At 67.2% G+C, this 23,222-nt stretch carries 27 protein-coding genes; 16 read left to right on the forward strand and 11 right to left on the reverse strand.

Annotated elements, in window-relative coordinates:
• Positions 1-134 precede the first annotated feature (134 nt).
• Together ACYR7D_RS11705 and ACYR7D_RS11710 are read left to right on the forward strand one after the other, a co-directional pair.
• Positions 135-905, forward strand: coding sequence for a response regulator (locus ACYR7D_RS11705; RefSeq protein WP_171048232.1), 771 nt, complete (start codon positions 135-137; stop codon positions 903-905).
• Positions 902-2,053, forward strand: coding sequence for a sensor histidine kinase (locus ACYR7D_RS11710; protein ID WP_040793570.1), 1,152 nt, complete (start codon positions 902-904; stop codon positions 2,051-2,053). Before ACYR7D_RS11705 ends, ACYR7D_RS11710 begins: the two co-directional genes overlap by 4 nt.
• Before the next feature lie 243 nt (positions 2,054-2,296).
• Here the strand turns inward: ACYR7D_RS11710 and ACYR7D_RS11715 are convergent, their stop codons facing one another.
• On the reverse strand, positions 2,297-2,914 hold the full coding sequence (locus ACYR7D_RS11715) for a methyltransferase family protein (protein ID WP_051133680.1): 618 nt from the start codon (positions 2,912-2,914) through the stop codon (positions 2,297-2,299).
• 127 nt (positions 2,915-3,041) lie between these two features.
• On the opposite strand from ACYR7D_RS11715, the gene ACYR7D_RS11720 reads away from it, so the two are divergent.
• From ACYR7D_RS11720 to ACYR7D_RS11740, 5 genes are read left to right on the forward strand one after another with little or no spacing between them, the layout of a single operon-like run.
• The gene (locus tag ACYR7D_RS11720; protein WP_040793569.1) at positions 3,042-3,431 is read left to right on the forward strand and encodes an ArsR/SmtB family transcription factor; all 390 of its coding nucleotides are present in this window, start codon (positions 3,042-3,044) and stop codon (positions 3,429-3,431) included.
• Positions 3,428-5,395, forward strand: coding sequence for a heavy metal translocating P-type ATPase (locus ACYR7D_RS11725; RefSeq protein ID WP_040793568.1), 1,968 nt, complete (start codon positions 3,428-3,430; stop codon positions 5,393-5,395). The genes ACYR7D_RS11720 and ACYR7D_RS11725 overlap by 4 nt, the downstream gene beginning before the upstream one ends.
• Complete coding sequence (locus ACYR7D_RS11730; RefSeq protein ID WP_051133679.1) at positions 5,392-6,171, forward strand: helix-turn-helix transcriptional regulator; 780 nt, start codon at positions 5,392-5,394, stop codon at positions 6,169-6,171. The genes ACYR7D_RS11725 and ACYR7D_RS11730 overlap by 4 nt, the downstream gene beginning before the upstream one ends.
• A 42-nt stretch (positions 6,172-6,213) precedes the next feature.
• The gene (locus ACYR7D_RS11735) at positions 6,214-7,134 is read left to right on the forward strand and encodes a sterol desaturase family protein (RefSeq protein WP_040793567.1); all 921 of its coding nucleotides are present in this window, start codon (positions 6,214-6,216) and stop codon (positions 7,132-7,134) included.
• A gap of 44 nt (positions 7,135-7,178) precedes the next feature.
• Entirely contained in the window at positions 7,179-7,526 is a 348-nt protein-coding gene (locus tag ACYR7D_RS11740; RefSeq protein ID WP_040793566.1) for a DUF3703 domain-containing protein, read from the forward strand.
• A gap of 293 nt (positions 7,527-7,819) precedes the next feature.
• Here ACYR7D_RS11740 and ACYR7D_RS11745 read toward each other — a convergent pair whose 3' ends face one another.
• From ACYR7D_RS11745 to ACYR7D_RS11755, 3 genes are all read right to left on the reverse strand, one after another.
• Entirely contained in the window at positions 7,820-8,032 is a 213-nt protein-coding gene (locus ACYR7D_RS11745; protein ID WP_040793565.1) for a heavy-metal-associated domain-containing protein, read from the reverse strand.
• Between the two features lie 10 nt (positions 8,033-8,042).
• A complete protein-coding gene (locus ACYR7D_RS11750) occupies positions 8,043-9,074 on the reverse strand; it encodes an urease accessory protein UreH domain-containing protein (protein ID WP_040793564.1) in 1,032 nt (343 codons plus the stop codon).
• 107 nt (positions 9,075-9,181) lie between these two features.
• Positions 9,182-9,592, reverse strand: a complete 411-nt coding sequence (locus tag ACYR7D_RS11755) for a hypothetical protein (RefSeq protein ID WP_194989650.1) — start codon at positions 9,590-9,592, stop codon at positions 9,182-9,184.
• A 395-nt stretch (positions 9,593-9,987) separates the two neighbouring features.
• Between ACYR7D_RS11755 and ACYR7D_RS11760 the strand changes: the two genes are divergently transcribed.
• The 4 genes from ACYR7D_RS11760 to ACYR7D_RS11775 all read left to right on the forward strand — a co-directional run bounded on the left by ACYR7D_RS11760 (position 9,988) and on the right by ACYR7D_RS11775 (position 13,186).
• Complete coding sequence (locus ACYR7D_RS11760; RefSeq protein ID WP_040793562.1) at positions 9,988-12,138, forward strand: MMPL family transporter; 2,151 nt, start codon at positions 9,988-9,990, stop codon at positions 12,136-12,138.
• 64 nt (positions 12,139-12,202) lie between these two features.
• Positions 12,203-12,469, forward strand: a complete 267-nt coding sequence (locus ACYR7D_RS11765) for a metal-sensitive transcriptional regulator (RefSeq protein WP_040793561.1) — start codon at positions 12,203-12,205, stop codon at positions 12,467-12,469.
• A 39-nt stretch (positions 12,470-12,508) separates the two neighbouring features.
• A complete protein-coding gene (locus ACYR7D_RS11770) occupies positions 12,509-12,751 on the forward strand; it encodes a YgaP family membrane protein (protein WP_040793560.1) in 243 nt (80 codons plus the stop codon).
• Positions 12,752-12,781: 30 nt separating this feature from the next.
• Positions 12,782-13,186 (forward strand): DUF302 domain-containing protein, encoded by a 405-nt coding sequence (locus ACYR7D_RS11775; protein ID WP_040793559.1) that lies wholly within the window; start codon positions 12,782-12,784, stop codon positions 13,184-13,186.
• Between the two features lie 98 nt (positions 13,187-13,284).
• Here ACYR7D_RS11775 and ACYR7D_RS11780 read toward each other — a convergent pair whose 3' ends face one another.
• Complete coding sequence (locus ACYR7D_RS11780; RefSeq protein WP_040793558.1) at positions 13,285-13,674, reverse strand: DUF6632 domain-containing protein; 390 nt, start codon at positions 13,672-13,674, stop codon at positions 13,285-13,287.
• Between the two features lie 78 nt (positions 13,675-13,752).
• Positions 13,753-14,661: a hypothetical protein gene (locus tag ACYR7D_RS11785; RefSeq protein WP_171048231.1), complete on the reverse strand. Its 909-nt coding sequence runs from the start codon at positions 14,659-14,661 to the stop codon at positions 13,753-13,755.
• Positions 14,662-14,804: 143 nt separating this feature from the next.
• Here ACYR7D_RS11785 and ACYR7D_RS11790 point away from each other — a divergent pair, with 143 nt between their 5' ends.
• Positions 14,805-15,032 (forward strand): hypothetical protein, encoded by a 228-nt coding sequence (locus tag ACYR7D_RS11790; RefSeq protein ID WP_138448544.1) that lies wholly within the window; start codon positions 14,805-14,807, stop codon positions 15,030-15,032.
• A 64-nt stretch (positions 15,033-15,096) separates the two neighbouring features.
• Here the strand turns inward: ACYR7D_RS11790 and ACYR7D_RS11795 are convergent, their stop codons facing one another.
• Positions 15,097-15,654, reverse strand: coding sequence for a CGNR zinc finger domain-containing protein (locus tag ACYR7D_RS11795; RefSeq protein WP_040793557.1), 558 nt, complete (start codon positions 15,652-15,654; stop codon positions 15,097-15,099).
• A gap of 84 nt (positions 15,655-15,738) precedes the next feature.
• Here ACYR7D_RS11795 and ACYR7D_RS11800 point away from each other — a divergent pair, with 84 nt between their 5' ends.
• From ACYR7D_RS11800 to ACYR7D_RS11810, 3 genes are all read left to right on the forward strand, one after another.
• A complete protein-coding gene (locus ACYR7D_RS11800; protein ID WP_083874791.1) occupies positions 15,739-17,193 on the forward strand; it encodes an MFS transporter in 1,455 nt (484 codons plus the stop codon).
• An 81-nt stretch (positions 17,194-17,274) separates the two neighbouring features.
• The gene (locus ACYR7D_RS11805; protein ID WP_040793556.1) at positions 17,275-17,604 is read left to right on the forward strand and encodes a carboxymuconolactone decarboxylase family protein; all 330 of its coding nucleotides are present in this window, start codon (positions 17,275-17,277) and stop codon (positions 17,602-17,604) included.
• 244 nt (positions 17,605-17,848) lie between these two features.
• A complete protein-coding gene (locus ACYR7D_RS11810) occupies positions 17,849-18,691 on the forward strand; it encodes an alpha/beta fold hydrolase (protein WP_280498725.1) in 843 nt (280 codons plus the stop codon).
• A 504-nt stretch (positions 18,692-19,195) separates the two neighbouring features.
• Here ACYR7D_RS11810 and ACYR7D_RS11815 read toward each other — a convergent pair.
• From ACYR7D_RS11815 to ACYR7D_RS11830, 4 genes are all read right to left on the reverse strand, one after another.
• Positions 19,196-20,440: an MFS transporter gene (locus ACYR7D_RS11815; protein ID WP_083874790.1), complete on the reverse strand. Its 1,245-nt coding sequence runs from the start codon at positions 20,438-20,440 to the stop codon at positions 19,196-19,198.
• Positions 20,441-20,487: 47 nt separating this feature from the next.
• On the reverse strand, positions 20,488-21,615 hold the full coding sequence (locus ACYR7D_RS11820) for a PLP-dependent cysteine synthase family protein (protein WP_040793555.1): 1,128 nt from the start codon (positions 21,613-21,615) through the stop codon (positions 20,488-20,490).
• 106 nt (positions 21,616-21,721) lie between these two features.
• A complete protein-coding gene (lpqS, locus tag ACYR7D_RS11825; protein WP_051133675.1) occupies positions 21,722-22,138 on the reverse strand; it encodes a putative copper homeostasis (lipo)protein LpqS in 417 nt (138 codons plus the stop codon).
• A 389-nt stretch (positions 22,139-22,527) separates the two neighbouring features.
• Positions 22,528-22,734 carry a heavy-metal-associated domain-containing protein gene (locus ACYR7D_RS11830; protein WP_040793554.1) on the reverse strand — a complete coding sequence of 69 codons (207 nt, stop codon included), beginning with the start codon at positions 22,732-22,734 and terminating at the stop codon, positions 22,528-22,530.
• Between the two features lie 267 nt (positions 22,735-23,001).
• On the opposite strand from ACYR7D_RS11830, the gene ACYR7D_RS11835 reads away from it, so the two are divergent.
• Complete coding sequence (locus tag ACYR7D_RS11835) at positions 23,002-23,214, forward strand: heavy-metal-associated domain-containing protein (protein WP_040793553.1); 213 nt, start codon at positions 23,002-23,004, stop codon at positions 23,212-23,214.
• Positions 23,215-23,222: the final 8 nt, after the last annotated feature.

Raw genomic sequence — 23,222 nt, forward strand, 5'->3', positions numbered from 1 at the left:
CGCCTCTTTTCCTCGAGTTCGGGTGCCCAGCCTGGTGCGGCTGTCCCGCTACTCCGGTAGAGGTCGTATGAAGATTTGCTCAAGAAGCCGCACCGCGGCGTCGGCGCCGCTGTGGTCCGGTGAAGATGAACACCATGGCCTCCGCTACGCGCACCCCCGCACCGGCCCCCGACTCCGTCCCGGCGCAGCGCCCGCCCACCGGCCTGCGCGCCATGGTCGTCGAGGACGAAGCGGCGCTGGCGAGTCTGCTCGGCAGCTATCTGGAACGCGACGGATTCGATGCCACGATCACCGGCGACGGCCACGATGCTGTCTCGCTCGCCCGGGAGGTCGATCCAGACGTTGTGGTCCTCGACCTGGGGCTGCCGAGTCTGGACGGGGTCGAGGTGTGCCGGCAACTGCGCACCTTCTCCGATGCCTACGTCGTGATGCTCACTGCTCGTGCCGAGGAGGTCGACACCCTGATCGGGTTGTCGGTCGGTGCCGACGACTACCTCACCAAACCGTTCAGTCCCCGCGAGTTGATGGCCCGCGTCCAGGCCATGATGCGCCGCCCACGTACCGCCACCACCCGGTCGGCAGGCTCGACCAACGCACCCCGAACCCGCGTCTTCGGCGACCTGGCCATCGATGCCGACGGACGCGAGGTCACCGTCGACGGCGTGCCGGTGGCGCTCACCCGAACCGAGTTCGACGTCCTGGCCGCCCTGGCGCGCGATCCCGGTGTCGTGCTCACCCGAGCCCAGCTGATCGGCGCGGTGTGGGGCCCGAGCTGGATCGGGGACGAGCACCTGGTCGACGTACACATCGGCCATCTGCGCCGCAAACTCGGCGACGACGCCGCCCGCGGCCGCTACGTACGCACCATCCGCGGCGTCGGCTACCGGATGGGTAGCGGAGAATGAACCCCCCGCTCCCCGAACCCGACGCCGCACCAGCAGCGGTCGAACGACCCGGGACCGGTTCGAGTTTCGGCACCCGCCTGTTCGTCGCCCTGACTCTCGTGGTGATCGGATGCGCCGTCACCGCTTGGCTGGTCGCTTCGGCGTTGGCGCCCGGTATCTTTCACGATCATCTCGGTCAGGCCGGTATTCACGACTCGAGCCAGACCGCTCACGTCGAGGAAGCCTTCACTCAGGCGATCGTGCTCGCCTGGGGGCTGGCGGTCGCGGTCGCGGTACTGCTGGCCTTGGCGGTGAGCTGGTACATCACCCGCCGCGTCCAGCGATCGCTGGTCGCCGTGACCACATCCACCGCCCGGATCGCGGGCGGCCACTACGACACCCGCGTCCACAGCCCCGGGCTCGGCCGCGAATTCGACGAACTCGCCGTCACCGTCAACGAACTCGCCCGCCGACTCGACGCCACCGAAACCACCCGCCGCAGAATGCTGGCCGACCTCGGCCACGAAATGCGCACGCCCATCGCCACTCTCGACTCCTACCTCGAAGCGCTCGACGACGGTGTCCGCACCTTCGACAACGACACCCGACAGGTCCTGCGCTCAGCCATCCACCGGCTCGAACGCCTGGTCGAAGACATCACCGCGGTCTCGCGCGCCGAGGAACACCTCACCCGGATCCGGCCCGTGCCCACGACCACCGCCATGCTGGTCACCCACGCCGCCCAGGCCGTACGCGAACGATACGACAACAATGGCGTCGCGCTCCACGCCCATATCCAGGACTCCGCCGCCGTATCCGTCGATCCCGATCGCCTTGGGCAGGTACTGGCCAACCTGCTCGACAACGCCCTGCGCCACACCCCGCAGGGAGGCGAGGTCACCCTCAGCACCCGGCGAGTAGGGCACCGGCACGTCGAAATCACCGTCACCGACACCGGAGAAGGTATCGCCCCCGACCATCTCGACCACCTCTTCGATCGCTTCTACCGGGCCGATACCGCCCGCGACCGCCGCCACGGCGGCAGCGGCATAGGCCTGACGATCACCCGCGCCCTAGTCGAAGCCCACCACGGCCGGATCCGGGCACACAGCGACGGTCTCGGGCAGGGAGCACAATTCACCATCGAACTGCCCACCAGTGACCGCTGACCACCAGTGACCCTTGTCGGCGGACGTCGACCCGGCTCCCGTCCGGCCACCGCAGAGATTGCCTCGGCCGGACTCACCCCTGGCCGGTCGCCGGGACATCCGCCGAAATCGCGCGGATAGGCATCGAGGTCGGCGTCGCCCCCGAGTTGGCCCGGGTCAATCGGGTATCGGTCGCTGCCGGTGCGCGCCAGTTGTTCTGGCAGGTTCCGGACGTGGCGTGCTCGTCGGAGAGACGGTGGCCGGTCAGCGCTGTAACTGTCGGCTGCGTCCTATGCCGGGCAGGAATCGGCCCACCCGGGTGGTGTAGTCGGTGTAGGCGGAGCCGTGGACCTGCTGCAGATAGGGCTCTTCGACTGCGCGGACCTGTGCCTGCACACCGGCCAGGAGCAGCACGCACCCGGCGACCGCCACCGGGTTGGGCACCATCAGGGCCAGTCCTGCGAAGGTGACGAGCATGGTGGTGAAAATCGGGTTGCGCACGCAGCCGAACACACCGGTGGTGACCAATCGGGTGCGTTCGGTGTCCTCGACGCCGATACGCCAGGAGGCGCCCATCGCCAGTTGCGCGCCGAACGTCGCCGCCACGCCCGCCACCGCCACGACCACACCGGCGACAGCGACAGCGGGCTGGTCGGCGAACGGGATCGGTGCCAGCCCGGCCAGGTCGGCCAGCGGTGCGGCCAGGCCGGTGATCAGGCCACCGGTGACGAATCCCCAGTGCGCCCACCACTGCACCGATCCCGGTGCCGGGCGGAACTGCCGGATACCGGTGTCGCCAGTGCGGCGGCGCTGGATCAGCACCCGCGCACCTCCGGCTACCAGCGCGAACATCGCGAACACGACGAGTGCGGCGATAGCCATCACCGTTCACCCCGCCCGTTCGTGCCGGTCTGCGGGGTTACTGCTCGTCCGTCCCTCATTGGTACCGCTTTCCCTCGATGTGATCGCCGAAGCACGATTGATCGAGATTTAAAGCTATCATCGCCTTATGGCGATTAGTGGTGATGGATGCCTGGCCGGTGTGGAAGGTCTGGATCCGGCCGTGGCGTTGTTCCACAGCCTCTCCGACGGCACGCGGTTGGCGATCGTGCATCGGCTGGCCGCGGGTGAGGCGCGGGTGGCGGATCTGATGGCGGGGTTGGGGTTGGCGCAGTCGACGGTGTCGGCGCATGTGGCGTGCCTGCGCGACTGCGGTCTCGTTGTAGGGCGTCCGCAGGGCCGGCAGGTGTTCTACAGCCTGGCCCGCCCCGAGCTGATGGATCTGCTGGCCTCGGCGGAGACGCTGTTGGCGGCGACCGGGAATGCGGTGGCGTTGTGCCCGAATTACGGCACCGACTCCACCGGTTCTGCCGAGGCGAGCGCGGCGGTGCGGGGATGAGCGACGCGTGCGGCTGCGGCCACGACGAACCCACCGGCGAGAACGGTGAGGCCGAGGAGCGGGAGCCGGAGAAACTCTGGGAGGTCAGCGAACTGCGGGCCGCCGCGGTGGCGGGAGTGCTACTGGTCGCGGCGCTGATCGTCGGCTGGACCGGCGGCCCGCACCCGGTCGAACTGGGCTTGGAGATCGCCGCCCTGGCTGTCGGCGCTTACACCTTCATTCCCCCAACCCTGAAACGCCTGGCGAAGGGCAAGATCGGGGTCGGGACGCTGATGACGATCGCCGCGATCGGAGCGGTGATCCTCGGCGAAGTCGGCGAGGCCGCGATGCTGGCGTTCCTGTTCTCCATCAGTGAGGGCCTGGAGGAGTACGCGGTCGCACGCACTCGCCGCGGCCTGCGCGCCCTGCTGAACTTAGTGCCCGATCGGGCCACCGTGCTGCGCGGCGGCACCGAGACCGTGATCGCGCCAGCGGAGTTGCGGGTCGGGGACCGGATGCTTGTGCGCTCGGGCGAGCGGCTGGCCACCGACGGGGTAATCACCGACGGCCGTAGCGCGCTGGATGTTTCGGCGATCACCGGCGAATCGGTGCCAGTGGAGGCTGGGCCGGGCGCGGAGGTGTTCGCCGGGGCGATCAACGGTACCGGCGTCCTGGAAGTCGAGGTCACCACGACCGCCGAGGACAACTCCCTGGCGCGGATCGTGCGGATCGTGGAAGCTGAGCAGGCCCGCAAGGGCGAAGCCCAGCGCCTCGCGGACAAGATCGCCAAACCACTGGTTCCCGGGATCATGGTCGCCGCGGCCGCGATCGCGGTGATCGGTGCGGTGTTCGGTGATCCGGTGGTGTGGATCGAGCGGGCGCTGGTGGTGCTGGTCGCGGCGTCGCCGTGTGCGCTGGCGATCTCGGTGCCGGTCACTGTGGTCGCGGCGATCGGTGCGGCGAGCAAGCTGGGTGTGCTGGTCAAGGGCGGCGCCGCCCTGGAAGCGATGGGCAAGGTCCGCCAGGTCGCGCTCGACAAGACCGGCACACTGACCGCGAACAACCCCGCCGTCGTCGAGATCGCCACCGCCGACGGCGTCGACCGGGACCGGGTATTGGCGGTCGCGGCCGCGCTGGAATCCCGCAGTGAACACCCCCTCGCGCGTGCCATCCTCGCCGCCGCTGACACTGTTACCCCCGCCGGTGATGTCGAAGCCGTCACGGGCGCCGGGTTGACCGGCCTCATCGATGGGCGCCCGGTGCGATTGGGTCGTCCGGGCTGGATCGAGGCCGGGCCGTTGGCCGGTGTCGTGGAACGCATGCAGCACGCGGGCGCGACTGCGGTTCTAATCGAAGACGAGTCCAGGGTGATCGGGGCGATCGCGGTCCGCGACGAACTTCGCCCAGAAGCCCGCGAGGTCATCGCGCGCCTGCACGCCGGCGGAGCGCGGGTGTCGATGCTGACCGGCGACAACACCCGCACCGCCGAAGCCCTGGCCGCCGAGGCGGGCATCGATACCGTGCACGCGGATCTGCGTCCGGAGGACAAGGCCCGCATCGTCACCGAACTGCGGCAGGGCCGGTTCACCGCGATGGTGGGCGACGGCGTCAACGACGCACCCGCCCTGGCCACCGCCGATCTCGGGATCGCGATGGGCGCCATGGGCACCGACGTCGCCATCGAAACCGCCGACGTCGCACTTATGGGCGAAGATCTGCGCCACCTGCCCCGCGCACTGGACCATGCGCGACGGGCCCGCTCGATCATGCTGCAGAACGTCGGCCTGTCGCTGGCGTTGATCACGATCCTGATCCCGCTGGCGTTGTTCGGGGTGCTGGGATTGGCGGCGGTGGTGCTGGTGCATGAGCTCGCTGAGATCGTGGTCATCGCCAACGGTGTCCGCGCCGGCCGTACCAAACCCCTGTCCCCGGCCCCGACCCTGGCGGTGAAAGCCTCGCCCGCACTGGCCGGTTCACCGTCATGACCGCCGCCACCGCGCCACCGGCCACCCCTGCTTCGGGTTCGGTGGCGCGGTGGCGCGGTGGGGTGGTGTTCACGCCGGGGTTGATGGCGTTCACCGGCCGCATCGGAGACACGGCCGCACACGCACATGCGGCGGTGCAAGTGTTGTTCGTCGCCGACGGTGCGCTCACTCTCACTGACAGAGCGGGGCGCACCGCGGCCGCCGGTGTGGCGATCATCCCGCCCGGTGTCGCTCACCAGGTGAGCGCCGAACCAGGGACCACGGGGTTCGTGGCGTTCCTCGATCCCGACAGTGCCGCCGCGCGCGCGGCGGTGTCACGGATGGAGGGTCTGCCTGCTGATCAGGCCGACAGCTGGGTGGCCGCCGGCTGCCCGCGCCCGCCGGCACTTGCGCTCACCCCCGCCCCGGCCAGGCCGCAGCGAGCGCATCCGGTCGTTGCCGACGCGCTGCGTGCCGCGGCTGAGTGGCCGGGTGGCCCGCCCGCGCTGGGTGAACTCGCTGCCCGGGTGGGGATTTCGGGCAGCCGCCTATCGCATGTGTTCACCCAGGAGGTCGGGTTGCCCTATGCGGCGTGGCGGCGCTGGACCCGCCTGCATCAGGCTTTCGCTGTCGTGCGCGCAGGTGGTTCGCTGACCGCAGCCGCGCACAGCGTCGGGTTCGCCGACAGCGCCCACCTCACCCGCACCTGCCGTGAGCTGATCGGCATCACTCCCACCGCGGCACTGATCGCCACCGGCTGGCGACCAGAGCCGGGCACCGCCGGCCAAGTCGGCTGATTTCTTCAAGCCTCCAACCGGTCCGGACGTGAGGCTGGATCCATGTTTACGCTCGTCCGTCCGCTCATCCGCTACGGCTACGCCCCGTTCATGCTGCTCGCCGTCAACGGCGCCGGCATCGCCCTGGCCGCTACCGGCGCCAACAAGCTCTTGTTGATCGTCTTGCTCGCTGTCGCGGTCGCTGTGTCGTTCACCGCCGAACACCTACTGCCTTACCAAAGGTCTTGGAACACCTCCCGCGGCGATGCCGGCCGCGACACCGCCCACAGCTTCGTCAACGAAACCCTCATCCTCGCCAGCGTCGCCGCGATCCCCGCCCTGGCCGCGCTCATCCCCGGGGACGGGATCTGGCCGGGCAGTTGGCCGTTCGTAGTGCAGGTGTTACTCGCGGTCTTGGTCGCCGACCTCGGGATCACCCTGGCCCACTACGCCAGCCACAAAATCGGGATCCTGTGGCGGTTCCACGCCGTGCACCACAGCGTCACCCGCTTCTACGGGCTCAACGGCCTGATGAAACACCCTCTGCATCAAACCCTCGAAATGACCGCCGGCGTCACCCCGCTACTGCTCGCCGGGGTCCCGGTCCCGGTCGCCGCCGCACTGTCGCTGGCTGTGGCGGTGCAACTGCTGCTGCAACACTCCAACGCCGACTACCGCATCGGACCGTTCAAACACATCCTCGCCCTGAACGAAGGCCACCGCTTCCACCACCTCAAATGGGCCGGCATCGGCGACGTCAACTTCGGACTGTTCACCCTCATCTGGGACCACCTACTCCGTACCTACAGTTACGACCCCCACCAGCGCTTCACCAGCGCAGACCTCGGCATGGCCGCCAAGCCCGACTACCCCACCCGCTACCTCGCCCAGCTCGCCGAACCCTTCACCCGCCACGGCGCCTGCCACTTCGCTCCCGACACCAGCAGTACGCCGGGGACCGGCGAACAGGTCAGGACAGCCTGACCACCGATTCCACAGGACACATCAACCCTTCGAAAGGACTGGCCATGCCGACCATTCCGCCCGCCGCACGCGCCCGCTACCACGAGGAAATGCTCGCGGCGAAGACCACACCCGACCCCGAACAACGCTGGACCCACCTGGAATGCGCACACATCCTGTCCCAACCCGACCCCTGGCTGCACACCCGCAACCACATCGCCATGTTCACCCTCGCCGTGCGCCAGCGCGACCGTCGCGAAGCCCTCGGCCAAGTGGTACGGATTATCGTCGCCGCACCCGGATCACTGGCCGGCCTCGCCCCCGAAGGCAACACCGGCCGTGCCCACGTCGGCCTCCGCCAAACCATGCCAACGCCGCCGGACCTCGACGCGCTCCTACAAACGGCGGCATAACTTCACCGCCTCCTGCGCTCGCGTCGAATAGCGGCCCATTATCTGTGGCGAGTCGGACCGGTGAGGTTGCCCGTCCCGTCCGGAACCGATCACCGCCGGCGAGGCCGCGAACGCCTGACTACCGGGCTGGTGACGGGTGGAACCTGTACGACCTCCGGCACTAGGCGACCGCCGACGTCGGCCATCTCAGCCGCACCTGGTACTTCGGTCGGCTCCCGGCCGCGGAAAGGTTCGCTCTTGCCCTGGCGGGCTGAAGCCGGTGCCGCGGCCGGGCAGCCGATCGGGGGGTTGGCCTATACCAGCGATGCTGTGTAGCCGAGTTCGGCGATTGCGGTGACCACCTGTTCGGGGCTGGTGTGGGTGAGGTCGAGGTCTACGGTCGATTGCTGTTTCTTCACCGAGGTCTGGCTGCTGAGGACACCGGGGAGGTCTTCGAGGGTGTCGTCGACCAGCAGTGAGCAGCTGCCGCAATGCATGCCCTCGACGCGGAATGTGAATATGGGCAACGGATGATCCTTATCGGTCGATGGTGAGCAGGCCGGTGTACATGCCCATGCCGCAGGCGTAATCGAGGCGCCCGGGTTCCAGGACACCGAGATCGATTCGGGTTTCTCCGGTCACGGGCAGAATTTCCTGGATGCCCAGGCGGGGTATGACCAAGGAGCGAATACAGCCCTGAGTGCCGTCGGTCTCGACGACGAGCGTGGTCGGCAATCCTGCTTTGACCGCGACGTGGTCGGGCGCGTAGGCGTTTGTACGTGCGGTGATGGTCACCGTCTGCACTCCGTCGGCGACAATCGCTGCCGAGGCGTCCGCCGGAGCCGGCCCAGTTGTGAACGTATCGGCGAGTCGCCCCGCCGCCAGCGGCGATCCAGCCAGTTCGAGACCACCGTTGAGGGTGTAGAGACCCATACCCAGAACCAGCACTCCAGTCGCGACCGCCAGGCGGCCACGCCACGCCCCGGCCGCAACTCTGACCACATACCCGAGGACAACGAACAGCGGACCGGTGCCGAGCACGAACACGGCCATGATCGCCGCGCCCTGCCACGGCGATCCAGAAGCCAGGGCCAACGCCTCGACCGACAGAGTGACCCCGCACGGCAACAGGATCGTCAGGACACCGAGCAGCGCCGGCGCGACCGCGGTCTGCAAACGGGCGCCTTTGCGCACGACCCGCATCCAGGAGGCCGGTGGTTCGATGACGATCTTGCGGAAACCGGGCACTCCGAGCTGAGCGAGAGCGAAAACGATGATCAGCAGCCCGGCCCCGATCTGCAGCCAGGTGCGCGCGGCGACCGACAGCTGAACAGCACTGCCCAGCCCGCCGAGCGCGGCGCCGAGCAGAGTGTGTGAGACCAGTTTCCCGATCAGGAAACCGGCGACCGGAGTGAGGTCTTCACCGACCCGCGCCCATATTCGGCGCGGCGGGGCGGGCGTAGTGGTGCGCTGGCGGGCGATCATCCCGGTCAGCAGTCCGCCTTGAACGGCGGCACATGAGACGCCTCCGGCGAATAGGCCGGTAGCGAGCACAGCAACAAGATTCACGAAAGGTACTCCTGCGTGAGGAAGAGCATGGACAGGCGAAAGTGCCCCTCGACGCCAGGGGCGTCGGGGCCGGCGGTTCGTCGAGTGACGACCCGCTGTCCGCCCGTTTACGTCCGCATCACGCAGAGTTCGGTGAGGTTGGGCGGGCGCGGGAGTGCACCCGTGAACCGCCGACCGGACCGTGGAAACGCGCAACGCACGAGGGAGACCTCGCTGCCGCGCGCCAAATGCACGGTTGCTGCCAGCAGCGCCAAGAACATCGCCAGGCAGGCCATCGTTATCCCGGCCGGTGGCATGGGCCCGAGATCCACCACTCCCACAGCAAGCGCCCCGGTCACCGGTATCACCGCCGCGCCGCGGTCATGATGGAGTGTTTCCTGCGAGGCGTCGGGCTGCGGTGTCGACACCACCTGGGAAACACTGTGATCGGCCGGGCCCGCCATCGACATGCCCATCGTGTCGCCCGCACGGCAATGCCCGCTCTGGACGAGCGCGATCCCTATCAGCGCCGCCAGCATCACACCGAGCCGAAGTAATCCGGCTCGCCGTGCAGGAGAGGCGACGCTGACCACGGCGGCGATCCTACTGAGCATCTCTCACCGGCCTGCGTCGGCCCCTGCAGTGACGTCGGAGCTCGGCGCCGTGCGGTGACAACACACGAGTGACCGCCTTCGGCCGGGGCGAAGCCAACATTTTCCCCTGCCGACTTGCCGGCCGCTAATCGCCTGGTGGTCGCTCATGCTCGGATTCCGATTCGACCTCGGCTCACCGTCGGCGCGGCCTGCTTGTCGCTCGCTGTGGTGAGAGTCGCACCAGTGAATACCCCAGGGGGTATATATTCGAGCAGTGAAGATAATACCCCGGGGGGTATAAGTGAGGCTTTTGCCGAGCTCGACCGGAGAGGCGGAGGAACATGACGGAGACGACGACGGCTCGGCCGCCGGATATGGCTGAACTGGGGCGAGTGGGGGTGTTGGCGCGGTGGGGGTCTGTGATGGCCGGTCATGCCCGGGTGGTTTTCGGTGTGTGGCTGGTAGTGCTGGTCGCGCTCGGTGCTGCGGCGCCGAGTGTGTTCAGTTCGTTGGCCGGCGCGGGGTGGCAGGCCAACGGTTCGGAATCCGTGCAGGTTCGCGAGCTGGCTCAGCGGAACTTCGGCGGCAATTCTTCGGCGGCGGTGCAGGTGGTGGTGCATTCCGATACCGCGCAGCTCTCCGATCCGCAGATGCAGACCGTCCTGGATGAGGTGTCAGCGGTGTTCGCCGGTGACTCCCGGTTCGGGGCAGTGATCGCCCCGCAACCGGGAATGACGATCAGCCCGGACGGCCGCACCGGCATTCTGATCGCGGGGGCGAACGCGTCGGCCGATGATATGGTGCGCGCTGTCGATGAACACAAAGCCGAGTTGACGGCACTCTCGGGTGAGGGTGTCGAGGTGTATCCGACGGGGGCCTCGGCGTTGTGGAGTGATTTCAACAAGGCCAATCACGACGCGATGATCCAGGCGGAGCTGTTTTCGTGGCCGGTCACGCTGCTGATCATGGTGCTGGCGTTCGGTTCGCTGGTCGCAGCGGGATTACCGCTGCTGTTGACAGTGGCCGGGTTGGTGGCTTCGGCCGGTGGCCTGGTGTTGCTGAATCAGGTGACTCCGATTTCGGTGTGGGCGATGAACTTCGCGATGATGTTCGCCCTCGCGCTGGGGATCGATTACGCGCTGTTCATGGTCGCCCGGTTCCGTGATGCGCTGAGCAAATCCGCCGATGCGCGACGTGCGGTCGCCGAGACGATGGCCACCGCGGGCAAGGCCGTGGTGTTGTCGGGTCTGACTGTGCTGGTGAGCCTGTCGGCGGTTCTGCTGGTGCCGGCGCCGGCGGTGCGCACGATGGCGGTGGGGATCATGCTCGCGGTCGTGTTCGTGCTGGCTGCGACACTGACGCTGCTGCCGGCCGCGCTCGGCGCCCTCGGTAAGCGGATCAACGCGGCGGCGTTGCCATACGCAACCCGCCAGCAGCATCGCTCGTCGTGGTTTGCCCGGTGGGGGCGGCTGTTGCACGAACGGCCGTGGCCGTTCGCGATTGCCGGAGCGGGAGTGTTGATCGTGCTGGCGCTACCGGTTCTCGGGTTGAAAGTTGCGATGCCCTCGATCCAGGTGGTGCCCGCCGACGCGCCGGTGCGGCAAGGCTACGAGCTGGTCCAGCGCCAGCTCGGTGACGGTGCACCCGGCACGTTGCAGATCATCGCCCCCGCCGATCAGGCCGACAGCACCGCCCAGGCAGCGGCAGGGGAGGGGATCGCGATGGTGACGCCCGCGCAGCCGGCCGCCGATGATTCCGGGTGGGTCATGATGCAGGCCCTGCCCGCCATGGACCCCTCCGACAAGCGTATGAGCACGGTGCTGGACGAGTTGCGGGATCGGTTGCCCGACCGAGCCTTGGTCGGCGGCGCGCCCGCGGAGAACCTGGATCTGCAGCAGGCTCTGAACGATTACCTGCCGATCGTCGTCTCGGTGATCCTGGTCCTGGGCTTCGTGCTGCTGCTGGTCGCACTGCAGGCCCCGCTGATCGCCGTGTTGGGGACGCTGGTCAGCCTCGGCTCCACCGCCGCGGCGTTCGGGGTGGCGAAGCTGATCTTCCAGGACGGCCACGGCGCCGGGCTGCTCGGCTTCACTCCGCAGGGGTTCCTCGACGGGTGGGGTCCGGTGTTCTTCTTCGCCATGATCTTCGCGATCGCGATGGACTACACCGTGTTCCTGCTGGCCAGCGCGAAAGAACAGTTCGAACGCAGCGGCGATGCCCGGACCGCGGCAGTGGAGGGGCTGGCCCATTCCGGGCGGGTGATTTTCGCCGCGGCGGCGGTCATGGTCGCGGTGTTCTTCACCTTCGCCCTCGCCGAACCGCTGCCGCCGAAGGAAATGGGCATCATCCTGGGTGTCGCGGTCTTGCTGGACGCTCTGATCGTGCGGCTGGTCCTGCTGCCGGTCATCCTGCGGCTCACCGGCCGGGCGGCCTGGTGGTCACCGGCCTGGATGCGCCGCGTTCTGCCACGGATCAGTTTCGCCCATCACTAACAGGGCGGCCGTTATACCCCAGGGGGTATTGTTGGTTGTTCGGATTGATAAGAAGGAGGACGTCGTGGTCGGCGACGAAGACAGCATTGCCCAGGTTCTCAACCGGCTGCGCCGGGCGCACGGGCAGCTCGCCGGGGTGATCACCATGATCGAGCAGGGCCGTGACTGCAAAGACGTGGTCACCCAGCTCGCGGCCGTCTCGCGGGCCCTGGACCGGGCCGGGTTCAAAATCCTGGCCACTGGGCTACGCGAATGCCTCGACGAGTCGAAGGAATCCGGGGAACCGTTGACCGTGGCCGAACTCGAAAAACTGTTCCTCGCCCTCGCCTGAACCACGGGTACCGATGAAGGCGGACCCAGAAAGGACGACATGCCGAGCTCACCGTTGACCGATAGGGGCTGGACCATCGCCCGGTTGGTACCGCTGCTGGCCGGGACGCTGGTCCTGGCCGGTACCGTGGCGGCCGCGACGATATCGGCATGGTGGCTGATCGTTCCGGCGCTGGTGGGAGCCAACCTACTTCTCTACAGCGCGGTCGGCTGGTGCCCGGCCACTCTGCTCATGCGCCGCGCGGGCGTCACCTCCGGGGTCTGCCCACCCGGCCACGCCTGACAACTCAGCCGAGGAAAGGTGCTTTACGTCATGGAAATCGCCCTGTCGACCACACTGCACACCGGCTTCGACGAGGCCGTGGACGCGGTCCGGGAAGCCTTGGCCGGGCAAGGTTTCGGGATCCTCACCGACATCGATATGGCCGCCACGTTGAAGGCCAAACTCGGCCACGACATGGAGAACTACCGCATCCTCGGTGCCTGCAATCCGCCGCTGGCGCAGCAGGCGGTAGGGATCGATCGCCAGATCGGGTTACTGCTGCCCTGCAACGTCGTCGTACGCAGCGACCCTCACGACACCGGACTGATACGCGTCGAAGCCATGAATCCGGAACTCATGGTCGAAGTCACCAGCGACCCACGACTCCGCCCGGTCGCCGCGGACGCTGGGGCCCGCTTGGCCGCCGCACTCGAAACCCTCGACTCAGCTGCCTGACTCGACCATGATGGCGGGCTCGGTCCCGCTGTTGTCGTCGTCCGCGCTACCACCGGTCGGCCGCGGCGCGCCTGCCCTCCGGCGCCAGGCGGATCAGGCTACTCACGGTTCTCCGCAGGCACCGTATTGCCGTGCGGCGTCAGCATCGCCAGGGTGATCGCTATAAGTATCAGCACGGGGACATCACCCGCCAGGTGCTGCCATTCGGTTGGGGCGCGCGCGGCATGCCAGGTCATGACAGCGGCGTGGGCCAGGCTCGACCACACCGTGAACCAGATGAGGGACAGGTGACCCAGTGGGTGGCGGGAGGCCCGGATCAAGAAGACTCCGAGTACTGCGTAGATTACCGCGATCATCTGCTCGTACTCGGGCTGTGCAGGCTGCCAGCGGAAACCTGCGGGCCACAGATGGATCAATGGATATACCCCGGCGATGAACGCGATGCCGGTCAGCAGGAGCGCTATCCGCAGCCGTCCCAGATGCTGCATGTCCGCCTCTTCTCGTCGATGTCGGTGCGGCCTATCTGTGCGGTCGGCGGCGACAACGTCTGTAGCTGGCTTCTGTTGTCAGTGGTGGCGGTGGGGTGTAGTGGTGGGCAGTGTGAAGGCTGCGGTGCGTACGGTTCCGCGATGTTTGAAGTCGAGGAACAGGCGGTAGACGCCCGGTCCGGGGACCAGGGTGTGGAAGGTGATGTCGGGGCCGGGGGCGGTGGCACCGTCTCCGGGTTCCCCGTTGGGGTGGACGTGGACGTAGGCCAGGTCTCCGGCCCGCAGGACGACCAGGTGGCCGAACGCTGCGAGGTAGGGCTGTAGATCGGTGACCGGGGCTCCGTCCTTGCGGACGGTGAGGGTCAGTTGCCGGCCTTCGCCGGCGACCAGGTCGCCGCCCAGTTCGACTTCGTACCCGTCGACGACTGTGGTGCGAGCCGGTTCCGGAATCGGTAGCGGTGCATAGTGTCCTGCGACGGCGAGGTCCGCGCCGAGGGTGATGGTGCGGCCGAGTTCGCGCGGGGCGATATCGGTGAATACCCGGTATGCGCCTGCTTCGGGCAGGTCCAGCTGTACCGACCAGGTGCCGTCGGCGGCGCGCTGGGGATGTACGTGCCAGAAGCCGGTCAGTTCGCGGCGGGCGACGATCAGATGCAGTTCTTTGTCGTGGATCGGGGTGTAGTCGGTGACCGGCTGCCCGTCGGGACCCAGGATTCGGAACCGGAACTCGATCTCACCGGGTTGCACGAGGGTGTCCGCCAAATCCAGTGAGTATCCGTCCTGTGTGATCAGCAGACCGCCCGGGAACGCGCCGGCGTCATGACCGGCGTGGGAGTGGTGGCCGGCGTGGGCGGGTTTCGGGTCGATGTGACCGTTGTGGCCGCTGTGAGTAGCGGTGGTCGCATGTGCGATAGACCCGCCGCGGGCCTCCCCATGGTTCGCGTGGTGGCCGTGGCCTGCGTGGTGAGCGTGGTTCGAGGGGTTCATTGCAATTTCCTGTTCTCGTCGTCAGTGGGACGAGAGGAAACATATACCCCCCAGGGGTATACTGCAAGAGGGGCTTCCTTCCGGAAGGAAAGGGGCCGATCAGGTATTGGGGCGAGCTGCCTGGGGTGCGACCGGGTGGCGTGGTGTCGGCCCCGTCAGGTGCTGCCGCCGGAAATCGCACCGTCTACATCGATCGCGCGTTGACCGAACTACGCGGCCACGGCCATCCGGTGCTGGATGTGGACGCTGCCGGACTCTCACCGTTCATCCGGACGGATATCGGCATCGATGGCCACTACGGCTTCCACCTGCCTGAACTCGGCGGAACACACCGGCAGTTGCGCGATCCCGATACTCCCGACGAGGACTGAGAGTGTCGACAGGTGAGGTCCTCGGTGTCGCTCATGCTCTGGACCGCCACATGCCGCGTGGTGGCTACTGTTCGGCTTTGTGGCGCCGGTAGTGCCGGGCCACGCGCATACGGTTGCCACACAGAGCGGGTGAGCACCAGCGCCGGCGCGAGTTGGTGGGCAGGAACCAGATCACGCAGTCGTGGGCGTCACATTGCCGGATCGTGGTGACCGCGGGATCGGCCAGCAGGTGAGCGGCAGATTCGGCGAGTTCGGCGGCCAGACGTTGTCCGGGCGTGCCCGCACGCCGGCGGGCGGCGGTCAATCCGGCGTCTTCCCACCTCAGGTGCGTGACCGCGGGGGCTGCGAGTTGGGCGCGTTCGAGCGCGAGTAGGTCGAGCCGGTGTGGGCATTGCCCGCGACGGGTGCGCTCCAGGGCGGCCGCGATGTGGCCGCGGATCTCGCGGACTGCGGCGACATCGGCCGCGCTGATGTCGCCGTCGAGTTCGGGTAGCCGGTGGGCTTGGGCCGTGTACCAGGCGCGCAGATCGTCGGGGGTTTGCAGCAGGTCGCCGAGGGAGGGGGTGGTGTTGATCAGATCCAGCGGCAATGGCTCGCCGAGCAAGGGGAAACGGCCGGTCACAAAAGCTAATGCTACACACCGTATTGACACATTAGCCAGGGCTCGATACCTTACGGGGGTATCCCATGATGAGGAGATGTGAACATGACCGAGGTAGTCGGCACCGCGGCGGACAAGGGCGGCAAGACGTCACCCGCGGCGGTGGCTTCCTTGTTCACCATCGCGACGGCTCAGTTGATGCTGGTGCTCGACGACTCGGTGGTGAACGTGGCGCTGCCCAGCATCCAGCGGGAACTGGACGTACGCGCGGTGCATCTGTCGTGGGTGGTGAATGCCTACATCCTGGCGTTCGGTGCGTTGCTGATGCTCGGTGGCCGCATCGGGGACCTGTGGGGACGGCGCCGCACCGTGCAGGTCGGTTTGATCATCTTCGTGGTCGCCTCGCTCGCCGGTGGTCTGGGGCAGACCGCGGGCATGCTGATCGGGGCGCGCGGGCTGCAAGGGCTGGGTGCGGCGCTCATCGCCCCCAACGTGCTCGCCCTGATCACCACGACCTTCGCCGAGCGCAAGCTGCGCGACACCGCGTTATCGCTCTATGGCGCGATGTCGGGTCTGGGCATCGTGATCGGCCTGCTGGCCGGCGGCGTGCTGACCGGCACCCTCGGGTGGCGCTGGGTCTTCTTCATCAATATCCCCATCGGGCTGCTCGTGCTGCTGGGGACCCGCACCCTGGTCGCCCCGCAGCCGCACCGCGGACAACTCGGCACCCTCGGCGCCGTGCTCGGTACGGCAGGCACGTTCGCCCTCGTCTACGCGATCACCCGCTTCGGCGAAGACGGCTTCACCGACCCGATCGCACTGATCGCCGCGGGCGTGGCCGTCGCTGTCCTGACAGGTTTCGTGCTCACCCAGGCACGCAGCCGCAACCCTCTCGTCCCGCTGAGCCTGTTCCGCGACCGCAACCGCACCGGCGCCTACCTCACCATGCTGCTGCTGGCGGTGGGACCGATGGGGTCGCTGTATGTGCTGACGCTCTACCTGCAGCGGGTACGTGACTATTCGCCGATCATGACCGGTCTGGCGTGGCTACCGTTCGCGGTCGGCATCATCCTCGGTGCGGGCCTGGCTCCGAAACTGCTGCTGAGCCTCACCCCGCGCCTCGTCGCCGGCGCGGGCGCCATTCTCAGTGCGCTCGCGGCGCTGTGGTTCTCCACGATCACCACGACCAGCGGCTACTGGTTGCATCTGGCACCGGCGATGCTGATGTCGGCACTCGGGTTCGGTCTCGGGGTGATGGCGCTGACCCAGGCGGCGGTCTACCACGTCGACAGCGACAAAGCCGGAATCGCCTCAGCGCTGCTCAATTCCGCGCAGCAGATCGGTGTCGCGCTCGGTATCGCGGTCCTCGCCGGTGTCGCCGCCACCGTCACCAGCGGTTCCGCCGAGCCCGAACCCGCCGCCCTCACCGACGGCTACAGCGGTGCATTGTTGGTGGCGTTCGCGATGCTGCTGACCGCCGCCGTGGTCGCTGTGTTGTTCCTCCGTGGCAACACAAAAGAGCCGATGCCCACGGGCAGGTCTGCCGACACCATGCACTGAACACCCCTCGCCTGCCCGGGCCCTCTCATCATGAGCTTCCACACCTGAGCTCGACCAACGAAAACAAGCAAAGGACCAACGATGCACTCGCACAACGACGAAGCGAAGTTCATGGCCGACATCAAGGAAGCAGCACCGGAGATGGTCTCGGCCTTCTTCGGATTCGACAAGGCCGTGTTCAGCAAGAACACCGGGAATCTGGATCTGGCCACCCGGGAGCTGATCGCGGTCGGCGTCGCGGTGACCACGCAGTGCCCGTTCTGCATCGAGGACCACGCCAAGCGCGCCGTCAGGGCCGGCGCTTCCAAGGCCGATGTCGCCGAAGCGGTCATGGTCGCCGCCGCCCTGCGCGCCGGCGGCGGCGTCACCCACGGATGGAAGGCGATGAAGAGCATCGCCGAAGACGAGTAATCCGCCTCCTTCTCGTCAAGGGAAGTGAGGCTCAGAACATACGGGGCAGCGATTCGACTGGGGTGTCTCGGCCGAAGCCACTCTCGCGGATGCGCATGCACAGCCCGGGCCACGCCCACCACCCTCACACCGACCGCCATGATCATGAGCAGCACCATCGCGCCGTCTCACCGATCCAGGATCTGCGGTAACTCCTCAGCGTGACGCTTCTCGTCAATGTTCCCGAACCCCATCATCCGCTCGCGTGGTGCTATACCCTTACCCCGTAACCCTAAACTTGAGGATGTCGCCGATGCCGCTGCAAGACAGTTACTTCGAACGTGACGGAGGGCGGATCGCCTACCGGATCACTGGAGCCGGGCGGCCCCTCGGGTATGCGCACGGAGTGCTGCTCAGCCGTGCGGGCGTGCGCGGGCTGAAGTTGTTCGATATCGAGGCGGTGGCCGATGGTCGTCGGCTGCTTACCTACGATCAGCGCGGCCACGGACGGTCGAGCGGGCGCCCGCGAGCCGAGGATTATCTGTTCGAAAATTTCAGCCGTGACCTGCTCGGATTACTGGATGCAGTCGGCATCGACGAACCGATGGACTTCGTGGGTTCGTCGTTGGGCGCCGATGTAGCACTGCGTTCTGCGATCGCCGCGCCGCAGCGGTTTCGCCGCCTTGTGCTGATGATCCCGCCGGTTGCCTGGGAAACTGGCCCTCAGCAGGCGCGTAATTGGTATACCGACGCGGCCGAGGCCATCGATTCCGATGGGCCGGCGGCGTGGCTGGACCGGTGGGCCGAGGGCGAACCGCTCCCGATCTTCGCCGACTACCCCGAGTTCGGGTTCACTCCCGACGTCCCCGACGAGTTGCTCGCGCCGATACTGCGAGGCGTAGGGCGCTCAGATCTACCGGATCCGGCCGAGATCGCCACACTCACCCACCCGACATTGATCTTGGCGTGGGACACCGACCCGTTGCACCCGGTATCGACCGCTGAAAAGTTGCGTGAGTTGCTCCCGAACGCGACCCTGCATATCTCGACCTCGGTCGCCGATATCAAGACCTGGACTGACCGTACGTCGGCATTCCTGGTCGACTGACCGCTGGTCTGTGATCGGTTGAGGCGGTGCAGCGCGCCGGCCGCGACTGCTCCGAATGATCAGCGCCGCCAACATCACACCGAGCTGAAGACACCGGCTCGCCGTACAGGAGTGAGGCCGCTGACCACGGCAGCGATCCTTGCTGACCATTATCCGGCCCGGGGTGGTGCCTGCACGGTGGCCGGCGCCACCCCGGCCGGGCGTCACATCATCGGGCAGTTGCCCATAGCGCGGCACATCCAATCGCAGATCATTTGCAGCGGATTCATCGGTATACCTCCTTTCGGGGTCGGTTCGGTCGGGTGGTATGGGTTGGGTCGGTGCGAGAGCCGCTGCCTCGGTGGGGTTTCCGCGGCGGACGTGATAGTCGCAGCGCGGTGTGCGGCCGAGGCGGCGTCATGGGCATCGAGCTGTTGCGGGCGGCTCGGTCTAAGGGGTTCAGGGCGAGCGGCCCGTCATGAAATTGCGGTGCCACTTCCATCACCTTGGAGTGGGTGACCGGGTTCAGCGTGAAGAACCCTGCGCTGGTTCGCGGTCCTGACGGTCGGAGAGCTCCTGTGAAGGATGGGTGGCCGTCTGTTCCGTGTGCGATCGATCGAGCCGATGGAGCGCGAATGCCGACAGTGCTCCGATGAGGGCGAGCCCGGCCCACACCGCCCAGTCCGCGCCGGCATCTCGGGCGGCGCCGACCACCGCGCCGGTGGCGAGGTTGCCGGCCAGGATGCCGACACCGACGATTGTGTTGTAGAAGCCGTAGTGAGTCGCCACCAGTCTTCCGTCCGCAAGCGAGACAACGGTGTCCATTTCGAAGGGGAACACTGCGGCGGTCCCGACAGCCAGGACAGCTGTGGACAGGAGTAACGCGACGACCGCGGCGCCGGTACCGAATCGTCCGGGCCCGGGTATCACGAGCAGCGGCAGGAACGCCGCGGCCAGTATCGCCATACCCACCGCGAGGCTGCGTCCGGTTCCCCAGCGCGCCTTGAACCACCCGGTGATGCGCAGCTGCCCGGCCACGGCGACCACACCGGAGACCACGAACAGCGCCGAGACGAGCACTTGTGATTGCGCGCCGGCGAGGTATTCGGCCTGCAGCGGTAAGGCCAGATACACCTGGAACGACAGCACATACGAGCCGATCATCGTCAGCGAGAACAGCAGGAACCGGCGGTTGGCCGCCACCGCCCGCCAGTCCTGCAGGATCGAGGTCTGTTCGGCGGGCTTCTGCTCGCGCCGAGCCGGCAGGGCGGCCAGCTGTGCCACGGTCAGGGCTGCGAATACGACGGCCGCGGCCGCAGCGGTCACGCGGAAGTCGAGGAACATCAATGCCAGACCGACCAGGGGCCCGGCCAGGATCCCGGCTTGGTAGAAGATGTTGAATACCGCGAAGGCTTCGACGCGGCGTTCGCCGGTGTCGGCGGCCAGATAGGCGCGTACCGCGGGGTTGAACAGTGCGCCGGCGAAGCCGGTTGCGGCGGAAGCGATGAGTAGCCCGGGCAGTGACGTGGTGAATACGAGCATGGCGAAGCCGCCGGTGCGCAGCAGACAGCCCGCGACGATCAAGGGTTTGTAGCCGAGCCGGTCGGCAAGGGTCCCGCCGATGAGGAACATGCCCTGCTGGGAAAAGTTTCGTACCCCGAGTACGAGACCGACCGCCCAGGCCGCCAAGCCCAGCGGTCCGGCAAGGTAGCCGGCGAGGTAGGGCATCAGCATGTAGAAGCCGAGGTTGATGCCGAACTGGTTGATCATCAACAGCCGTGCGGCGAGGTCGAAGCTGCGGAAGCTCCTCAGTGCGGTCACGATGCGCCCTCTCCTGTCCGCTCTCCGGTGTGCGGGTCGACGATGGTGGTGCAGCGGGTCCACGAGTCCACTGCGCGTTCGCCTGGATGGCTGATAACGGCTGGTTCGATCGGCGGCGCGGTGTCGAGCAGGCCGTGTTCGCGGCAGTAGTCGTCGTTGTAGATGGTGTCGAAGTAGCGCTGGGGGCCGTCGGGGAACACCGCGGCGATTCGTGTGTCTTCCGGCAGTGTGCGTGCGGCCCACCCGGTGACCAGCGCCACGGCTCCGACGCTCCAGCCGCCGGTCGCATAGTGTGTCCCGGCCAGCGCGCGGCACGCCCACACTGCTTCGGCGGGTGCTACCCAGTGCACTTCGTGGAACGCCGGGTAGTCGACGTTGCGGGGGAAGATGCTGGATCCCAGTCCGCGCATCAGCCGCGGGCCGGCGGGCTGGCCGAAGATCGTGGAGGCGACCGTGTCGACGCCGATCAGCTGCAGTTCTGGGTTGAATCGGCGCAGCACTCGCGCCACACCGGCGGAGTGGCCGCCGGTGCCGACCGCGCACACCAGCACGTCGATATCTCCGAGCTGGTGCTGCAGCTCCAGGCCGAGGGATTCGTATCCGTCGACGTTGTCGGGGTTGGTGTACTGGTCGGGGCACCAGGCTCCGGGCTCTGCCGCCATGAGTTCGGTGACGCGGTCGCGGCGTGCTTGTTGCCAGCCGCCGCTGGGATGGGGTTCGGTCACCATGTCGACGCGGGCGCCGTAGGAGACGAGCATGCGTGCCACGATCGGTTCGAGGCCGGGATCGGTGACGACGGTGACGGGATGGTGGTACACCGCGCCGGCCAGCGCCAAACCGAGGCCGAGGGTGCCGCTGGTGGATTCGATGATGCGGGCCCCGGGTGCGAGGTCTCCGCGTTGTTTTGCGCGTTCGACCATGTGCAGCGCGGGCCGGTCCTTCATCCCGCCGGGATTGAAGCCTTCCAGTTTCGCCCAGAATCCGCGGTCGGCCGGCGCCAAGGGCGCGCTCACCCACAGGACCGGGGTGTTGCCGACCAGTGAACTGGATTCCCGTACCGGGGCCGGTGGGGTGAGCACTCCAGCGGCTGCTTCGGCGGGTTTGCCGAATACGACGTTATTCATGATTGTCGCTTTCTGTATCCGAACCGCCGCGCCGGGCGGTGTAGACGGTGAGCAGGCAGCGAACACCGGCCGACGACATAACGGGTCGCGGCCTGGCGCTGACCGATCAGCGTCGGGAGATACAGAAATTCGTGAGTATGTCTCGTCCGTTCGACACGGGTAGTGCGGTGATGGGAGGGCCGCGGATTTCACGTGTGCCGGTGAAAATCAGGGCGATGGCGCCTACTGCGGTCGCGGCGAGAAACGCCAGCCACAGCAACGGCGAAATCGTCGCTCCGCTGGAGGGCAGCAGCGACTTCTCGACGCATTGGATCATGTGCTGATCACAGTGGTCGATGAGTCCCCCGCTCATTGCGTGCGGGGAATGGGTGTGCGAGGGGAAAACGGCCTCGACGGCTGCCACGACGGGGGGATGGGTGTGCTCGTCTTGCCCGTGCAGGGTGCAGTCGATCAGTGGGGCAACCAGCAGCACCGCCATCAGCAGTCCCAGCGATGTGCGTCGCAGGCGAGCGGAAATGTTCACCGCGGACCACTCGGATCCAGGGAACGGCTGCCATGTGGCAACGCCTCGGTTGCCGGAGATGGTGCACCGGCCTCGAAGTATCGACCCTCGTCTATGCGTTTACGCTGCATATCGGTGTATTCGGACATCCTGGCCACCTGCACCACCTCCTCTCGTCACCCATTGTTCTCTCGGCGAGGGCCACATCGGCGAAGCAACACTGCAACGGTCGCGAAACAACCTACCCGTCACATCCATCCTGCCTCGCCTTCCTGTGACCAGAGCCACCGATGGCACCGACCGTGGGAAGGGTGCCCATCTCCGGCCGGGCTCGGCGCGCCGGCCGGAGACGAATCGGTCGGCGCGCCGATGAACCGGGTGTGCGCCACGTTCCGATGTGGTCCGCGAAGTCAGGTGACTACTCGGTAGCCGGCGGTTTCCACAGCGTTCTTGACGGCGTCGGGGTCGACTTCCTGGCTTGATTCGACGGTGACTCGGCCGGTAGCAGGGTCCGCGTCGACCCGGGAGACGCCGTCCAGGGCGCCGAGCTCGGTCCGGACTTTTGAAGCGCAACCGCCGCAGGTCATTCCCGCGACGGTGATGATCGAGGTGCTCATTTCGTTTCCTGTCGATCTGGTGAGGACCCGCGTGCCCATCCGGAATCGTCGTTGCCGGGCTGCGGGAGGAACACTTCAACCCTTACCGTACCCCTGTGGGGTATGCAACCGGTGGAGTCGACACGGCCGCGGGCCCCGAACTCGCCGGTGGCCCTGTGTGGTGGTTTCAGCGACCGGGTTGCCGCAACCTCTTGACTTGATACCCCCGGGGGGTATTGTAGGTTTCGTTCCGCGGCGCGAAGTCGCCACAACACCAAGGAGAACCAGATGAGCAGCGCAACCACCACCGTCACGGTCACCGGCATGACCTGCGGTCATTGCGTCTCCTCGGTCCGCGAGGAAGTCGGCCGGATCGACGGCGTCACCTCCGTCGATGTCGAGCTCGCCAGTGGGCTGGTCACGATCGGAAGTTCTGCTCCCGTGGAGCGTGATGCGATCGCAGCCGCCGTCGACGAGGCCGGCTACCGGCTGGCCGACTGACCCATCCA

This window comes from Nocardia sp. X0981 (assembly GCF_977089955.1).

Bases quoted from the DNA above. Each gene is read 5' to 3' on its own strand.
- ACYR7D_RS11780 (WP_040793558.1), bottom strand. From the start codon at position 13,674: ATGCAGCATCTGGGACGGCTGCGGATAGCGCTCCTGCTGACCGGCATC.
- ACYR7D_RS11770 (WP_040793560.1), top strand. From the start codon at position 12,509: ATGCCGAGCTCACCGTTGACCGATAGGGGCTGGACCATCGCCCGGTTG.
- ACYR7D_RS11835 (WP_040793553.1), top strand. From the start codon at position 23,002: ATGAGCAGCGCAACCACCACCGTCACGGTCACCGGCATGACCTGCGGT.
- ACYR7D_RS11755 (WP_194989650.1), bottom strand. From the start codon at position 9,592: ATGCTGGCGGCGCTGATAGGGATCGCGCTCGTCCAGAGCGGGCATTGC.
- ACYR7D_RS11705 (WP_171048232.1), top strand. From the start codon at position 135: ATGGCCTCCGCTACGCGCACCCCCGCACCGGCCCCCGACTCCGTCCCG.
- ACYR7D_RS11775 (WP_040793559.1), top strand. From the start codon at position 12,782: ATGGAAATCGCCCTGTCGACCACACTGCACACCGGCTTCGACGAGGCC.
- ACYR7D_RS11710 (WP_040793570.1), top strand. From the start codon at position 902: ATGAACCCCCCGCTCCCCGAACCCGACGCCGCACCAGCAGCGGTCGAA.
- ACYR7D_RS11760 (WP_040793562.1), top strand. From the start codon at position 9,988: ATGACGGAGACGACGACGGCTCGGCCGCCGGATATGGCTGAACTGGGG.
- ACYR7D_RS11830 (WP_040793554.1), bottom strand. From the start codon at position 22,734: ATGAGCACCTCGATCATCACCGTCGCGGGAATGACCTGCGGCGGTTGC.
- ACYR7D_RS11740 (WP_040793566.1), top strand. From the start codon at position 7,179: ATGCCGACCATTCCGCCCGCCGCACGCGCCCGCTACCACGAGGAAATG.
- ACYR7D_RS11805 (WP_040793556.1), top strand. From the start codon at position 17,275: ATGCACTCGCACAACGACGAAGCGAAGTTCATGGCCGACATCAAGGAA.
- ACYR7D_RS11725 (WP_040793568.1), top strand. From the start codon at position 3,428: ATGAGCGACGCGTGCGGCTGCGGCCACGACGAACCCACCGGCGAGAAC.
- ACYR7D_RS11800 (WP_083874791.1), top strand. From the start codon at position 15,739: ATGACCGAGGTAGTCGGCACCGCGGCGGACAAGGGCGGCAAGACGTCA.
- ACYR7D_RS11730 (WP_051133679.1), top strand. From the start codon at position 5,392: ATGACCGCCGCCACCGCGCCACCGGCCACCCCTGCTTCGGGTTCGGTG.
- ACYR7D_RS11820 (WP_040793555.1), bottom strand. From the start codon at position 21,615: ATGAATAACGTCGTATTCGGCAAACCCGCCGAAGCAGCCGCTGGAGTG.
- ACYR7D_RS11785 (WP_171048231.1), bottom strand. From the start codon at position 14,661: ATGAACCCCTCGAACCACGCTCACCACGCAGGCCACGGCCACCACGCG.
- ACYR7D_RS11720 (WP_040793569.1), top strand. From the start codon at position 3,042: ATGGCGATTAGTGGTGATGGATGCCTGGCCGGTGTGGAAGGTCTGGAT.
- ACYR7D_RS11715 (WP_051133680.1), bottom strand. From the start codon at position 2,914: ATGGCTATCGCCGCACTCGTCGTGTTCGCGATGTTCGCGCTGGTAGCC.
- ACYR7D_RS11735 (WP_040793567.1), top strand. From the start codon at position 6,214: ATGTTTACGCTCGTCCGTCCGCTCATCCGCTACGGCTACGCCCCGTTC.
- ACYR7D_RS11815 (WP_083874790.1), bottom strand. From the start codon at position 20,440: ATGATCAACCAGTTCGGCATCAACCTCGGCTTCTACATGCTGATGCCC.